We start from the raw sequence: 14450 nt of genomic DNA on the forward strand, positions 1-14450 counted from the left end.
GCAGTGCAGACGATCTTTCGATTGAATGGGTGATTGATTTGAACTACGCCGACTTGGTATGGGATCATGACGAGAATGCTCATGCAGAGTATATGAACAATCTTGCGCCGATTGTACTTTTTACCTATAACCGCCTTGACCATACAAAGCAGACGGTGGAGGCTCTTCGGGAAAATCTCTATGCAAAGGAAAGTGTGCTCTATATATACTCCGATGCGCCAAAGACGGAGACGGCGGCCGAAGCTGTACAGGCGGTGCGCGACTATCTCCATACGATTGATGGATTTCGTGGAGTCCATATCATTCTTCGTGAGGAGAATTGGGGGCTTGCACGCAATATCATGAATGGTGTGACGCAGATTGTAAATCAATATGGGAAGATCATCGTTCTTGAGGATGACATTGTTACATCAAAGTATTTCCTGAAGTACATGAATGATGCGCTTGAGATATACAAGGGATCTCCGCGGGTTATGAATATCTCTGCTTACATGTATCCGCTCGCAACGGAGGATTTACCTGAAGTCTTTTTCATGCATTATGGGTATTGCTGGGGATGGGCGACGTGGAAGGATGCATGGTCACATTTCGAGAGAGAACCGGAGAAGTTAATACAAGAATTTACAAAAGATGATATCTATCGGTTCAATCTTGAGGGTGCAGTGGACGTTTGGCAACAAGTCATAGCCAATGAGGAAGGTCAACTATACACGTGGGCTGTTTTCTGGTATGCTGCTATTTTCCGGAATCAGGGACTGACCCTGACACCAAGAACCTCACTTACGCTGAATGTCGGTATGGATGGAACGGGCGAGCATTGTGGTACGACCAATCTATATGACTCCGCTGTCAATATGGATGTAATACAATATTTTCCTTTAGAGATCCAAGAACTTCCCCTTGCAAGAGCACGCCACCGCCTCTTTTTTGAGAGACAGAAACAGAGTTTCCTTAGGCGATTGGCAAGCAAAGGGAAGAACAGCATACGAAAACTGTTACAACCTTAGGTTAGAGAGAGGGAGAATCTTAACAATAACATCAAAAGCAATGTGCTTTTGAGGAAAAGGTGCGATGATAGATGCTATATGCTGTGATACTTCGTTTATTATGTCGCATGATAAATTTATGGGAACATATTCATAATAGGTTACAACAAAAACGTTGTATTGTGGGGAGTAACACTAAGTTTTATCGACAATCCAAAATAATAAATATGTCAAATGAAAGTGATAATATTTTGATAGGGAGAGGAACCCATATTCGTGGAGAACTTTTAGTTTATCCATATAGAGGAAAAATTCAAATTGGCGATGATTGTTATATTGGAGAGGGAACGAGAATTTGGTCTGAGAAGAGGATTTCTATTGGCGACCGCGTGCTAATTGCACACAATGTCGATATACATGACTCTAATGATCATCCGGTAGAAAAGAAAGCACGGCATAATCATTTCTTATCTATTATAAAAAACGGTTTTCCTAAAAATTTTGATCTGAATGGTCAGGAAATTTGCATTAAGGATGATGTATGGATTGGATTTGGTGCATGCGTCATGAAAGGTGTAACAATAGGAGAAGGTGCAGTGATCGCCGCTCACGCTGTTGTGATTAGGGATGTTCCACCCAGTGTCATTGTCGGTGGAAATCCAGCTCAGATTATAAAAAAATTGTCGGATGACCATCCGTTGGAGTGAGAATATATGTTAAGAGCATTTCTGCAATGGTTACGAAAACGATTGGGATATGATATACATAGAGAAATTGATCGACATCCCTATTTCGTAAAAATAGGAAAAGCATCTTCGTTTATGGATAGTGCACGTATTGATTGCCGTATTGATCATGGTAAACAACGTGTTTCTATTGGGGATGATTGCATCTTAGGGTGCACGTTTGTCTTTGAGTCTGACCAAGGCTTTGTCTCTATAGGAGATCGTTCCTTTATCAACAGTGGAACGTGGCTGATTTCGCGCAGTAAGATTGAAATTGGTAATGATGTAACCATTGCTTGGGGGGTTTGCATTTACGACCATGACTCACATTCCTTGGATTGGCGGGATCGGGTTGAAGATATTCGTCAGCAAAATGAAGATTTTCATGCAGGAAGAAATTTCATTGCAAACAAAGATTGGTCTAAGGTGAATACTGCACCAATTAGGATATGTGATAAGGCTTGGATTGGCATGAATGCGATCATCTTAAAAGGTGTTACGATTGGCGAAGGCGCAGTTGTTGGCGCTGGTGCCGTGGTAACACATGATGTGCCTGCATGGATTGTTGTGGCAGGAAATCCGGCGTGTGAGGTGAAAAAACTGCAGCATTGAGGAGGGATTGGGTGAAGCACATTTTGGTGACAGGTGCCTATGGTTTTATTGGAAGGTACACAGCAAAAACCTATCATAATGCTGGCTTTTACGTCATTGGATTGGGACATGGAACATGGAGTGTATCTGAGGCAAAAGTATGGGGAATTGATGAGTGGCACAATGCTGATGTTAACATGGATTCGCTTCAAAGCTATGCTTCTGATGTGGATATTATCATTCACTGTGCAGGCAGCGGATCGGTCGGCTTTTCTCTGTTCAATCCAATGAAGGATTTTGAGCGAACGGTTTGGACAACGCATTATGTGCTCGAATACATTCGTGTTTTCTCTCCACAGACACGACTGCTGTACCCATCCAGTGCGGCAATTTACGGCAATCAAGAGATGCTTCCGTTGACGACGGACATGACGCCTAATCCGATTTCTCCCTATGGCGTGCATAAAAGCATCGTGGAAGAGCTGTGTGACATGTATGCGAAGCAATATGGGGTTCGTGCTGCGGTGCTTCGGTTGTTTTCGGTATACGGGAACGGTCTGAAAAAACAGTTGCTGTGGGATGCTTGCAGCAAGCTGTCACAGGGCATCAATACCTTTTGGGGGACCGGTGAGGAGACGCGGGACTGGGTTCATGTTTCCGATGTGGCGCAGGCATTTCTAATTGCAGGGGAAAAGGCATCGTCCAAATGTCCCGTTGTCAATGTGGGAACGGGTCATGCAGTGAAGATCAAAGAGGTTTTGGGCATCCTTTTTGAAGCTTATGGGGCGCAAGAGCGGCCGGCCTTCGGTGGAGAAGTCAATGCAGGGAATCCAAATCATTATGTGGCGGATGTTGCTGCGGTGTCCGAATGGGGATGGCATCCGTCTGTCGATTTGACACAAGGGATTAGAGAGTATGTAAGGTGGTATCGGGAGTATGGTGACCGTAGCATTCGTGCTTGACCTATCGAACAACTGGCTTGGCGGAGTAAATTACTATCGGAATCTCCTTACTGCGATTTCGCGATATGCATCGGACTCTATTCGTGTCAAGGTGTTTCTCCCCGAAGGGCAGGATATGGATGCGTTTCGTGATCTGTCAAAGAATATCGAGTTTGTATCTGTATCATTTCCTGCACGATGGACACTTCCTTGGTTCGTGCGAAAACTGGGGATGAAATTTTTTCATGAAGATCGATTTCTGGCGCGGCATCTTCGTTGTCATGGTGTCGGAGTTCTCTCCCATGCGCCGGATTCCGTTCGGTGTTCGGGAGTAAAAAATATCGCATGGATTCCGGACTTTCAACACAAGTATCTGCCGGAATTTTTTTCAAAAGAAGAGCTTTCTGGACGAGATGCAGAATTTGAGCATATAGCAGAATGTATGGATAAGGTGATCCTCAGCAGTGAGACCGCAAAGGCTGATTTTATAAAATATTACCCACAGTATAAAGAAAAAGCATGTGTCCTGCGTTTTGCTCCCGTTTTGGATTTTGATTCGCCCAAACAGGTGAATTTGGTTGAGGAGAAATATGGCATTACAGGAAAGTATTTCTTTTTGCCGAATCAATACTGGAAACATAAAAATCATAAGGTGGTTCTAGAAGCACTCCGTATTCTAAAGGAAGAAGGAAAGTTTGTCCGCGTCGTATCAACGGGGAATACGCATGATTATCGAGCACCGGGACACTTTGCTGCGATCGAAGCGTTCGTTAAGGAACACGAACTCAGCGACCGATATTTGATCTTGGGCATGATTCCCTATGCAGATGTGCAGGCCTTGGCAGAGGGCTCTTTGGGGTATATCAACCCTTCGTTTTTTGAAGGGTGGAGTACCACAGTAGAGGAGGCAAAATATCGGGGGAAACCGATACTGCTGTCAGATCTGAAGGTACACAGAGAGCAAGCACCGTCGAAAGGTGTGTTTTTCAATCCAAAAGATCCTGAAGATTTAGCGAAGAAGATGTGGGATATGTTGCAGCAGCCGGCACTGGATGAAGACGTTGAGGTATTGAAGAGAAGAAATGAGACAGCTCTTCAAAAATTTGTACAGGACTATGTTGAGATCGTGCTGTCATCATGAAAAATGCTCTTGTGGATAGAAAGGAGAGAACCGTATATGTTATCGGTACATCATAAAGGACAGAATATATACAATCTGGCAAAAAAGATATTCCCGTATTGCAGAAGTATCACGGGAGGGGGCGTTCGCTGTACGTTTGCGGATTTGAAGGAATATATTGAAACCGGAACCAATGCTCAACTGCATATTCACGAAATTCCCTCGGGTACGCCTGTTTTTGACTGGACAGTTCCAAAGGAATGGCGTATTCAGGAGGCCTATATTGAGGATGAGGCGGGAAACCGTATTGTTGATATGCAGGAAAATAACCTGCATGTTATGGGGTATTCAACCCATGTGGATCGTTGGGTGGATCTGGATGAACTGAAGGAGTATATCTATACAGAGCGGAACCAGCCCAACGTAATCCCCTATGTTACATCCTACTACAAGGAGCGTTATGGGTTCTGTATGAGTGAATGTCAAAAAGATACACTTGCTCATGGGAAGTATCACATGTATATCGACAGTGAGCTGTTTGACGGTGTATTAAATTATGCAGAGGCAGTTATCCCAGGTGAGATGGAGCAGGAGATTTTCTTCTCTACCTACATCTGTCATCCGTCGATGGCAAACAATGAATGCTCGGGTCCCGCACTTGCGGCGGAGCTGATTCGGTTTGTTGCAAGTATGGAACGGCGCAAATACACTTATCGTTTTATCTTTATTCCAGAAACGATCGGATCGATCAGCTATATGAGTACGGAAGATCATCTGGCTCATATGAAGGCGACAATGCTAGCCGGCTTCAATCTCTCTTGTGTCGGTGATGATCGAGCCTATTCCATTGTGGAGACGAGGTATGCTGACACACTTGCGGATCGGGTGCTGAAGAATGTGCTGCGCTACCATGTGGACGACTATACGACGTATTCTTTTTTGGAGCGTGGTTCAGATGAACGCCAGTACAATGCGCCTGGTATCGATTTACCTGTTGTATGCTACTGCCGCTCTAAGTTTGGAGAATATCCTGAGTATCATACATCAGCGGATGATATGACACTGGTCTCCCCAGAGGGCTTTCAGGGCAGTTATGAGGTCATGACGCAAGTCATTCAGACACTAGAAGCCAACGAAAAATATCAGATGATGGTTCTCGGTGAACCGCAGCTAGGGAAACGCGGTCTGTATCCAACGGTTAGTCAGAAGGGCAGTTATGATGGGATCGCGGCAATGGTGGATTTCATTGCCTATGCAGACGGGAAGCATGATCTGATAGAGATCAGTGAGCGAATCGGAGTATCTGTAAATCAATTGATCCCTATTATTCGGCGATTAAAAGAGGCTGAATTGCTACGAGTAGTATAAAAATTGTCTAGGTCATAGGAGCATTCTTTATGCAAGGGGCATTCTCTCATATTTTGCAGCTGTTGGATTCGATTCCACCAGGGCATGTTGTTCTTAATGACAACATTTGTGAAAGAAAATATACCAATGCTGAGTTTTCTGCTGCAGTAAATTTCCTGTCCGCCTATATGAAAGAACATATGGCAGATGAGGTTCTTATTTGTGCAGATAACTCTGCAGAACTTGTAATCTTATATTTTGCGGGGCTTTTTTCAGGGAAAGTGATGGTCCCGATTGATCCAGAAAAAGAAATCGGAGAGATCCAGCGGATCAGGGAGCTGCATTCTGCGGCTTTTTTCTTGGACAATAATGCAGTCCAGAAGCTCGTGTCTTTCCCAGTATATGCAGAAAAAAAATCCACGCGGCTTTTATGGGAACGCGTGGATTTTGACAAACTTTTTTTAATCACCTATACTTCTGGGAGTACAGGAATGCCGAAGGGCGTTCGACATACGGCGTCGAATTTGTTTCATGCGGCGTATGAGTTTGGCATCATGCTCAAATATGATCACCGCACGGTCATGGGACATTGTATGCCGATGACCTATATGGCCGGCATATTGAATACCGTCATCATGCCGTATCTTATGGGCGGCTGTATTGTCGTACTTCAGCGTTTTTCGATGAAAAGTTCGTTTTCCTTTTGGGATAATATCAAGAAGGGCTCGGTTAATACACTATGGTTATCCCCGACCATGCTTCGCATTGCCAACATGATGGATAAGCGCGCCGCGATGAAGGCGTATCTGCATGAGCATAACGTAAGGATCAGTGTCGGAACAGCGCCATTGGATAAAAATCTGCGGGATGAAGTGGAAGGAAAATATGGCATCCGGCTTTATCAAAGCTATGGACTCTCGGAAACCCTGTTCATTTCGACGGAAATTCCAGAGGAGTATATATCAAGACATACGGTTGGGCGACTTTTACCTAGCGTAAAAATTCGCTGTTCCGAGGATGGTGAACTGCAGATCAGTGTGCCTTGGATGTTTCTAGGGTATACCAATGAAGACACGTCCCTCTATATGAACGATGAATTTTATTTGTCAGGTGATCTTGGGCGGTTTGATGACAATGGAAATCTCGTCATTGCAGGACGAAAAAAAGAGGTCATTGTTAGAGGTGGTTATAATGTCAATCCGAGAGATATTGAAAACACCGTACTCGAACAGGAAGATATCTCTGAGTGCGCCGTTACCTCTGCGTTGATTCGCGGCGAAGAAATGATTGTATGTTGCTACGTTGCTGCTAGGGAATACGGCATAACAGACATTAACCATATGATTGTAAGCGTACTTGGTAAACACAGCAAAATAGATTTTCTTGAGCGTATGAGGTCACTTCCCAAGAATCTGAACGGTAAAGTAGATAAACGTGCGATTGCAAACATTGTGGAGGAGCAATATGATACTAAAGTTTGATCATATTTCATTCTCGTGTTCCAGTGAAGTGGAGGCGGCGAGGTATGTTCCCGCACATTACATAGAGGTTTTTCGGGACATAGAACTCAATAATATTCCGTGTAAGATGAAGTATTTGAAATTTAAGAGTCCAAAGCATAATATTATTATGCTCGCTCCAACTGCTCCGAATGGCCGAGGCATTCCGATCGAAATCACCCAATATCCGGAGGTTCTTCCGAACACGAAAACCTTATCATTCAAGGATGATACGATCTTTTGGGAAGTTTCTGACATACCGGCTGCCCACAGATTTTTTCTTTCTCTTGGAGCAAAAGAGGCAAACAATATGAAACATTTGGTTCTATCTCCGTTTTTGGATAAAAACAAGATTTTTATTCAACTCTCTGAGAATTCTATGTGTGCGAGAGAGCCTTTTCTGGATATTGCCGGATTTTCATCGATCGGGATCTTTGTCGATAATATCCAAAAACATCTGGCTCAATGTGCTGCCGCCGGTTTTCCAATCTCGGAGATATCCCCTATCAAAGTACAAGAACGATGGATGAATATTGCATTTGCTGAAGGAGAGAATGGGGAATTGGTAGAATTGATTTCTATCAAGAAAGAGAGGGCTTGATATGAAGATCATCGATCTTAGCTACACCATAGATAAGAACTGTATGACGTGCGGCACACCGTGGCACGAAAAAGTAAAGCTTGCGCCGCTTGGAACGCTTGCGACGGTGGGAAGAAATACGCATAGCATAACGCTGGGCAGTCATACGGGAACACACATGGATGCCCCACTGCATTTTTTGGATAGGACGGCAGGAATCGATCAGGTTGATTTGGACAAAATCTGTGGTTCATGCCAGGTTGTCAATATGACACATAAAGGTACGGGAGATATTGTTTCCCTGCAGGATGTAAAACCCCTTGCTGTAACAAAACGGATGCTGTTTCGTTTCGATTGGTTCCGCCACTGGCAGACCACACAGTTTTACAAAGATTTTCCGTTCTTTTCGGAAGATGCTGCGCGGTATCTCGTCGATGGCGGTATGCGTGTTCTTGCACTCGATACACCATCTCCCGATACCGGAGCTGCAATCGGAAAAATGGACGATTCACCCGTACATAAGATTCTCTTGAAATCGGATGTGACGATTATTGAATATTTGACGAATACGGATCAGCTTGATCTCACGAAGTCTCATACAATCTTTCCGCTTCCCTTGAAACTAAGGGATTGTGACGGTGCTCCGTCAAGAGTAATTGTGCTGGAGGAGTAAAGATGAACCACTTGAATTGGGTCATACATTGGTTTGCTGCACATGGAGCTGCCGAGGCTGCAATCAAGGAGCACCTCGACGAGAATTTTTTTGATTTGGGATACATTGACTCGTTTGCCTTTATTACGTTGATGTCCGACATTGAGGACGAATTTGGCGTATCTTTTGACAACGATCGGTTTCAGGATCGCGCTTTTTCCACTATTCGTGGTCTTGCCAAGGCTTTGGCAGAGGAAGCAGAAAAATGAGGGGAGATTATACGACTCAAGATATCACAAAAGCGCTTATGGATATTGGGATCGACAAGGGGGATGATGTGTTCATTCACAGCAACCTCGGATTTTTTGGTGTTTTGGAGGGATGCCGTTCTGCCGATCAGCTTTGTGAGATGTTCCTGACTGTAATTCGATCAGTCATCGGGGATGAGGGAACTGTTGTTACACCAACATTTTCGTATTCTTACTGCCATAATGAAGTGTATGATCCCTATCAAACAAAGACAAACTGTGGTATGCTGTCCGAGTATATGAGAAAAACATATCCGAATAATCGCACGTTAGATCCGAATTTCTCCGTATGCGGTGTTGGAAAGCATATGGCAGAGTATATGCAGAGCAATATCCATGAGGCTTTTGGGAAGAGTTGCTTTTGGGATAAATTTATGCAGCATAACGGCAAGATTATCTGCATGAATTTTGATTCCGGATCTACCTTTATACACTTTATCGAGCGGAACAATAATGTTTCTTATAGATATAATAAAGCGTTCAATGGAAAGACAATAATCCATGGTATTGTAAAAAAAGATTATGCCGTACATTTTGTGTTTGACGGAGCGGATGATGCCCCGTCTATGGAACGTGTTGATGAACTATGTAAGGCACAGAATGTGTCGAAGCAGGTGAATCTGGGGAAGGGAACAATCCTAGCGTTTTCGACACAGAAATACTACGATTTTTTCACAGAATTGCTGAAAGTGCGCCCAAGAGTTTTTTGCGTCAAGGAGTCGCTTCCCGATGAATAATAAATTTGAGATCATGGATGTTACCTGCCGTGATGGCAGCTATGTTGTCAAGTTCCAGATGTCCACTGCAGATGAGAAACACATCTGTCAAGGAGTAGAGGATCTAGGCTTTCACTATACAGAGATCGGCCATGGGATGGGGCTTGGTGCTGACCGTATTAAGAAATGGGAGGCACTTCATAACGATGAAGAGTATCTGAAATGTGCGCAAAAGAATCTGCATCGTATCAAATATGGCATATTCTGCATCCCTGGCATTGCCGAACTGGATGATATTAAACTGGCAGCAGATTATGGGTGTAGCTTTATTCGTATTGGCTGCAATGTAGAAGACATTGACAAGACGGAAGCCTATATCAAAGAAGCAAAGAGGCTGGGGCTCTATGTTGCATCAAACTACATGAAGTCCTATGCATCGTCATTGGAAGAATTTCAGGATGCAGTGCGGAAATCAGAGTCGTGGGGCAGTGATTTGGTCTATATTGTAGATTCTGCCGGTGGCATGCTGCCGTCCGATGTGGAGCGATATTTCAATGCCATCAAGCAGATCAGCAATATCAAGACAGGCTTTCATGGGCATAATAATATTGGGATGGCACTCGCAAATAGTTTGTATGCCGTCGAGCTTGGGATTGACTTTATCGATTGCTCCCTGCAGGGACTAGGAAGAAGTGCGGGTAACACATCTCTGGAGGAACTCACCATATGCCTGCAGAAAATGGGCTGTGATCTCCATGTTGATGAAATAAAAATGCTGTTGCTCAGTAAAAAGTATGTCTATCCTCTGGTGAAGAATCGTGGAATCAACCCTATTGATGTAGAATGCGGCATCTCCGGATTTCACAGCAGTTATTTGCAGGAAATTCATAAAGTCTCTGCTGCCTATGAAGTAAATCCGCTGATGCTCATTCGAGAGTACTGCAAATATGATCAGGTAGGCATGAATGTCGATACGTTGAAGGAATTGGCCGGGAAACTGCCGCAGGATCATGAGAGCGGGATGTTGCTTGATTTCTTTAACTACTTTGGTGGTGAACAGTGATTTATATTCCAAATAGTCCGTTTCTGATCGTGAAGAGGATGTTCCATGCGGGTAAGACAAGGTATCGTGGACTCAGGAAGAACCTGCTCCAATACTATCTGCTCTTTGCGTTGGCGAATCTCGCTACGTGTTTGAAGGCGGGAAGGTAGAGTGCGTTTTGTATGATAATGGGATAAGTGCGCCCATGTTCCCGAATTTCTCGTCCAAACGGAAAATTCGGGGAAGGAAAGGGAGCAACGGGGCGGTGTTGTACTCTGTTTTTCACTGCAATTTGTGAAAATTGTGTCTGCGGATGTGATTATTCACTATGTTTCACTGATTCTCTAGCAGAACTGGTGATGTTACTGGCACAAAACCTGTGAAAATGTGCATAGGGGATGTGTTTTTGTACCTATAGAACTAGAATTTTCAAGGTTTGACATATGTTTTTGATATGCGAAGTTTGAGTGAGGAAAATAAAATGAAGCGTATATTGACCTATCCGGTAGATTCTGTCAAGTTGTTGAAGAAGCGCAAAAAAATAAAGAAGATGCTGATGGAGAAGCTTGAAGGAGAAATGTGTGTTGAAAAACGCATTGCAATCCTCGGGGGGTCCACAACACATGATGTTCGTGATATGTTAGAGTTGTTTCTCCTAGATGCAGGTATCATACCTTCGTTTTATGAGTCGGAGTATAATCAGTATTGGCAAGATGTTATATTTGATAATCCTGCACTATCGGAGTTTCAGCCGGATATCATCTATATTCACACAAGTTCGCGCAATATCCATAGGTTTCCTTCACCTAAAGAGCCTTTGATAGATATTGATGCACTTGTGGATGAAATATATCGACCCTATGTACAACTGTGGGAAAAAATAGCAGCTGACTATCACTGCCCTTTGATCCAGAATAATTTTGAGCTGCCATTTTATCGACTCCTTGGGAATAATGATTTTTCTGATCCTCATGGTCGTGTGCGTTTTGTTAATACACTGAATGAAAAGTTTTGTCAATACGCACAATCCCATGAGAGTTTCTATATTCATGATATTCACTATATGGCTTCCTGTTATGGACTGCAGCAATGGGCAGATCCATACGCATGGCATATGTATAAATATGCTTGCGCCGTTGAAGCCATCCCGGAACTTGCCTACAATCTGTCAAATATGATAAAATCGCTTTACGGGAAGTCACAAAAAGCTCTTGTCCTTGATCTTGATAATACATTATGGGGCGGCATTGTCGGTGATGATGGTGCTGATAATATTGAAATTGGACAAGAGACATCTATGGGGCAGCTTTATAGTGAGTTCCAAACTTATATTAAGGAATACAAGGAGCGAGGTATTCTCCTTGCAATTAACTCTAAGAATGATATAGAAAATGCACTGGCAGGGTTGAATCGACCGGATAGCACTTTGAGACCGGAGGACTTTCTTGTAATTAAAGCAAATTGGGAAGATAAGGATTGTAATATTCGGCAGATAGCACAGGAATTAAATATAGGAACAGATACACTTGTTTTCGTAGACGATAATCCCGTTGAGCGTGATATTGTGAGGACTCGGGTTTCAGATGTCAAAATTCCGGAGGTTGATGATCCTGCGCAGTTTATCAGTGTATTGGATCGTTCCGGCTATTTTGAGGCAATGCAGCTGTCTGCAGAAGATGTGCAGCGTACAGAAATGTATCAAGAAAACATTTCTCGAAAAAAATCGCAGGAAAGCTACGCGGATTATTCGGACTATCTTCGTTCTCTTCAAATGAAAGCGGAGATAGCACCCTTTTCTCCCGTCTATATGTCTCGCATTGCACAGCTTACAAATAAAAGCAATCAGTTCAACTTGACAACAAAGCGATGCAGTCAGGCGGATATGGAAGGATATGTGAATAATCCCGAATATATCACGCTATATGGGAAATTAGAGGATCGATTTGGCGATAATGGTGTCGTGTCTGTCGTGTTTGGTCATGTGGATCAAGGAGATGCCACATTATTCCATATTGACTTGTGGCTGATGAGCTGCCGTGTACTGAAGAGGGATATGGAAATCGCAATGATGGATGAACTTGTCGGAAAATGTCGTGAACGTGGTGTTCGATGTCTCCGTGGCTATTATTATCCTACGGCTAAAAATGGTATGGTGAAGGGCTTTTATGGTCAGCAAGGATTCACAAAAATCCAAGAGGACGAGAACGGAAACACTGTTTGGGAATTTTTGATTACAAACGACTATAAGAACAGAAATCAGGTGATTGAGGTTCATGCAGACAGTTAGGCTTCTCAATGGCGTTTTGATGCCGCAGATTGGAATGGGTACATGGCAGATCAATGACAGAGAGGTCTTAGCGAATATCATTGAGCGCGGATATGACATGGGGTATCGTCTTATTGATACCGCTGCAGCATATGGCAATGAAATTGGGATTGGAAAGGCTCTGGAGAAGTTATCTGTACCACGAGGAGAGATGTTCCTCTCGGATAAGGTTTGGAATTCCTGTCGCGGTTATGAAAAGGTTCGTGAAGCCTGTAAACGCTCTATGAAAAAACTGAAAACGGACTATTTGGATCTCTATCTGGTGCACTGGCCTGCTTCTCCTAAGTTGTATTCAGACTGGGAGGCGCAGAATGCAAGCACGTGGCGTGGCATGGAGTCTCTATATCGGGACGGATATGTGCGCGCGATCGGTGTATGCAATTTTAAGCCGCATCATTTAGAGGCTTTGGGAAACACTGCGGAAATTCAGCCTATGGTGAATCAAATTGAGGTTCACCCCGGTATGATGCAAAGTGATACGACGACATTTTGTGCGGAAAAAAATATCTGTATCGAGGCCAGCAGTCCGTTGGGGAATGGTCAGATCCTTTCACACGAGTTGATCAGCACGATAGCTAAATCGCATGATAAGACACCTGCACAGATCTGTTTACGGTATGCTGTGGAACAAGGTTTTGTAGTGATCCCTAAAACGAGCAGTTCTGTTCGTTTGGCAGAGAACATGGATATATTCGACTTTTCCCTGACCCCGGACGAAAAGTCGAGCTTGAGTAAGATGCCCTATTGCGGTGGTGTCGGCATTGATCCGGATGAGGTGACTGAATTTGGATGAGAAGACAACAGCTACATTGAGGATGCTGCGCAAACAAATTGCTGTTACAGGATATCGTGGCGGGATGGCTCATCTTGCATCTTCATATTCTTGTCTTGAGATTTTATATACTTTGTATGCAGGGGGAATCCTGCGCTTGAATCGTGATGACCCTATGTGGGCAGATCGGGACCGTCTGATTTTGAGCAAGGGACATGCAGGTTTGGCACTCTATGCTATTCTGACACATATGGGGTTTATGAGAGAGGATGAATTTTCGTCATATCTTCAGCTCAAAGGCTGCATTGGTGGTGAGCCGTGTATGCGTGATAGCAAGTGGGTAGAGGCTACAACGGGTTCTCTTGGACACGGACTCTCGTTTGCTGCCGGAATTGCTATGGCTCTTCGGCTTAATCACAGTCTCGCTAAAGTGTATGTTGTCCTTGGTGATGGTGAATGCGAGGAGGGGGCTGTATGGGGAGCGGCAATGTCCGCAGCAGCGCATCAATTGGATAATCTGGTTGTGATTTTGGATTGCAATGAGATTCAGAAAATGGATCGAATTGACCGCATTATTGGTGCACCCCGGTGGATGGAGAAATGGACATCCTTTGGCTGGAGTGTTGAAGAGATGGATGGTCATGATATAACGGTGATGAGAGACCATTTTTCTCGTGAAGGTGTGAAAGGGAAGCCTCGATTTATTCTGGCACATACGATCAAGGGGAAAGGCGTATCCATTATGGAACAGAATCCCAACTGGCATTTTAAGCTGCCCAATCGCAAAGAGAGGAAGGTCTTTCAGGAAGAATTAGGCATTTCTGAAGCAGAGTGGGAGGGCTGAT

15 protein-coding genes are annotated in these 14450 nt (G+C 43.9%); all 15 read left to right on the top strand.

Annotated features, from left to right (window positions below):
* Positions 1–29 precede the first annotated feature (29 nt).
* The 15 genes from BCS37_RS02305 to BCS37_RS02370 all read left to right on the top strand — a co-directional run bounded on the left by BCS37_RS02305 (position 30) and on the right by BCS37_RS02370 (position 14449).
* The gene (locus BCS37_RS02305) at positions 30–1007 is read left to right on the top strand and encodes a glycosyltransferase (RefSeq protein WP_237142730.1); all 978 of its coding nucleotides are present in this window, start codon (positions 30–32) and stop codon (positions 1005–1007) included.
* A gap of 206 nt (positions 1008–1213) precedes the next feature.
* Positions 1214–1693, top strand: a complete 480-nt coding sequence (locus BCS37_RS11690; RefSeq protein WP_159057706.1) for an acyltransferase — start codon at positions 1214–1216, stop codon at positions 1691–1693.
* A 6-nt stretch (positions 1694–1699) separates the two neighbouring features.
* Entirely contained in the window at positions 1700–2323 is a 624-nt protein-coding gene (locus BCS37_RS12330) for an acyltransferase (protein WP_069179967.1), read from the top strand.
* A gap of 11 nt (positions 2324–2334) precedes the next feature.
* Positions 2335–3264 carry an NAD-dependent epimerase/dehydratase family protein gene (locus BCS37_RS02315; RefSeq protein WP_069179968.1) on the top strand — a complete coding sequence of 310 codons (930 nt, stop codon included), beginning with the start codon at positions 2335–2337 and terminating at the stop codon, positions 3262–3264.
* A complete protein-coding gene (locus tag BCS37_RS11695) occupies positions 3239–4384 on the top strand; it encodes a glycosyltransferase family 4 protein (RefSeq protein WP_083205755.1) in 1146 nt (381 codons plus the stop codon). Before BCS37_RS02315 ends, BCS37_RS11695 begins: the two co-directional genes overlap by 26 nt.
* A gap of 36 nt (positions 4385–4420) precedes the next feature.
* Positions 4421–5731 (top strand): DUF4910 domain-containing protein, encoded by a 1311-nt coding sequence (locus BCS37_RS02325; RefSeq protein ID WP_069179970.1) that lies wholly within the window; start codon positions 4421–4423, stop codon positions 5729–5731.
* A gap of 29 nt (positions 5732–5760) precedes the next feature.
* A complete protein-coding gene (locus BCS37_RS02330; protein WP_069179971.1) occupies positions 5761–7191 on the top strand; it encodes a class I adenylate-forming enzyme family protein in 1431 nt (476 codons plus the stop codon).
* A complete protein-coding gene (locus BCS37_RS02335) occupies positions 7175–7810 on the top strand; it encodes a glyoxalase/bleomycin resistance/dioxygenase family protein (protein ID WP_069179972.1) in 636 nt (211 codons plus the stop codon). The genes BCS37_RS02330 and BCS37_RS02335 overlap by 17 nt, the downstream gene beginning before the upstream one ends.
* Position 7811: 1 nt before the next feature.
* Entirely contained in the window at positions 7812–8462 is a 651-nt protein-coding gene (locus BCS37_RS02340; RefSeq protein WP_069179973.1) for a cyclase family protein, read from the top strand.
* Positions 8463–8464: 2 nt separating this feature from the next.
* Positions 8465–8710, top strand: a complete 246-nt coding sequence (locus BCS37_RS02345; protein ID WP_069179974.1) for an acyl carrier protein — start codon at positions 8465–8467, stop codon at positions 8708–8710.
* Complete coding sequence (locus tag BCS37_RS02350) at positions 8707–9486, top strand: AAC(3) family N-acetyltransferase (RefSeq protein WP_069179975.1); 780 nt, start codon at positions 8707–8709, stop codon at positions 9484–9486. Before BCS37_RS02345 ends, BCS37_RS02350 begins: the two co-directional genes overlap by 4 nt.
* Entirely contained in the window at positions 9479–10528 is a 1050-nt protein-coding gene (locus BCS37_RS02355) for a hypothetical protein (protein ID WP_069179976.1), read from the top strand. Before BCS37_RS02350 ends, BCS37_RS02355 begins: the two co-directional genes overlap by 8 nt.
* 460 nt (positions 10529–10988) lie before the next feature.
* The gene (locus BCS37_RS02360) at positions 10989–12794 is read left to right on the top strand and encodes an HAD-IIIC family phosphatase (protein ID WP_069179977.1); all 1806 of its coding nucleotides are present in this window, start codon (positions 10989–10991) and stop codon (positions 12792–12794) included.
* Positions 12781–13626 carry an aldo/keto reductase gene (locus BCS37_RS02365; protein WP_069179978.1) on the top strand — a complete coding sequence of 282 codons (846 nt, stop codon included), beginning with the start codon at positions 12781–12783 and terminating at the stop codon, positions 13624–13626. The genes BCS37_RS02360 and BCS37_RS02365 overlap by 14 nt, the downstream gene beginning before the upstream one ends.
* Entirely contained in the window at positions 13619–14449 is an 831-nt protein-coding gene (locus BCS37_RS02370) for a transketolase (protein WP_083205756.1), read from the top strand. Before BCS37_RS02365 ends, BCS37_RS02370 begins: the two co-directional genes overlap by 8 nt.
* Position 14450 lies beyond the last annotated feature (1 nt).

The sequence above is a fragment of the Selenomonas sp. oral taxon 920 genome (assembly GCF_001717585.1).
Taxonomy (GTDB): Bacteria; Bacillota; Negativicutes; order Selenomonadales; family Selenomonadaceae; genus Centipeda.

Excerpts from the sequence above, each read along its gene's own strand:
- BCS37_RS11690 (WP_159057706.1), top strand. The coding sequence starts at position 1,214 with ATGTCAAATGAAAGTGATAATATTTTGATAGGGAGAGGAACCCATATT.
- BCS37_RS12330 (WP_069179967.1), top strand. The coding sequence starts at position 1,700 with ATGTTAAGAGCATTTCTGCAATGGTTACGAAAACGATTGGGATATGAT.
- BCS37_RS11695 (WP_083205755.1), top strand. The coding sequence starts at position 3,239 with ATGGTGACCGTAGCATTCGTGCTTGACCTATCGAACAACTGGCTTGGC.
- BCS37_RS02325 (WP_069179970.1), top strand. The coding sequence starts at position 4,421 with ATGTTATCGGTACATCATAAAGGACAGAATATATACAATCTGGCAAAA.
- BCS37_RS02330 (WP_069179971.1), top strand. The coding sequence starts at position 5,761 with ATGCAAGGGGCATTCTCTCATATTTTGCAGCTGTTGGATTCGATTCCA.
- BCS37_RS02335 (WP_069179972.1), top strand. The coding sequence starts at position 7,175 with ATGATACTAAAGTTTGATCATATTTCATTCTCGTGTTCCAGTGAAGTG.
- BCS37_RS02340 (WP_069179973.1), top strand. The coding sequence starts at position 7,812 with ATGAAGATCATCGATCTTAGCTACACCATAGATAAGAACTGTATGACG.
- BCS37_RS02345 (WP_069179974.1), top strand. The coding sequence starts at position 8,465 with ATGAACCACTTGAATTGGGTCATACATTGGTTTGCTGCACATGGAGCT.
- BCS37_RS02350 (WP_069179975.1), top strand. The coding sequence starts at position 8,707 with ATGAGGGGAGATTATACGACTCAAGATATCACAAAAGCGCTTATGGAT.
- BCS37_RS02355 (WP_069179976.1), top strand. The coding sequence starts at position 9,479 with ATGAATAATAAATTTGAGATCATGGATGTTACCTGCCGTGATGGCAGC.
- BCS37_RS02360 (WP_069179977.1), top strand. The coding sequence starts at position 10,989 with ATGAAGCGTATATTGACCTATCCGGTAGATTCTGTCAAGTTGTTGAAG.
- BCS37_RS02365 (WP_069179978.1), top strand. The coding sequence starts at position 12,781 with ATGCAGACAGTTAGGCTTCTCAATGGCGTTTTGATGCCGCAGATTGGA.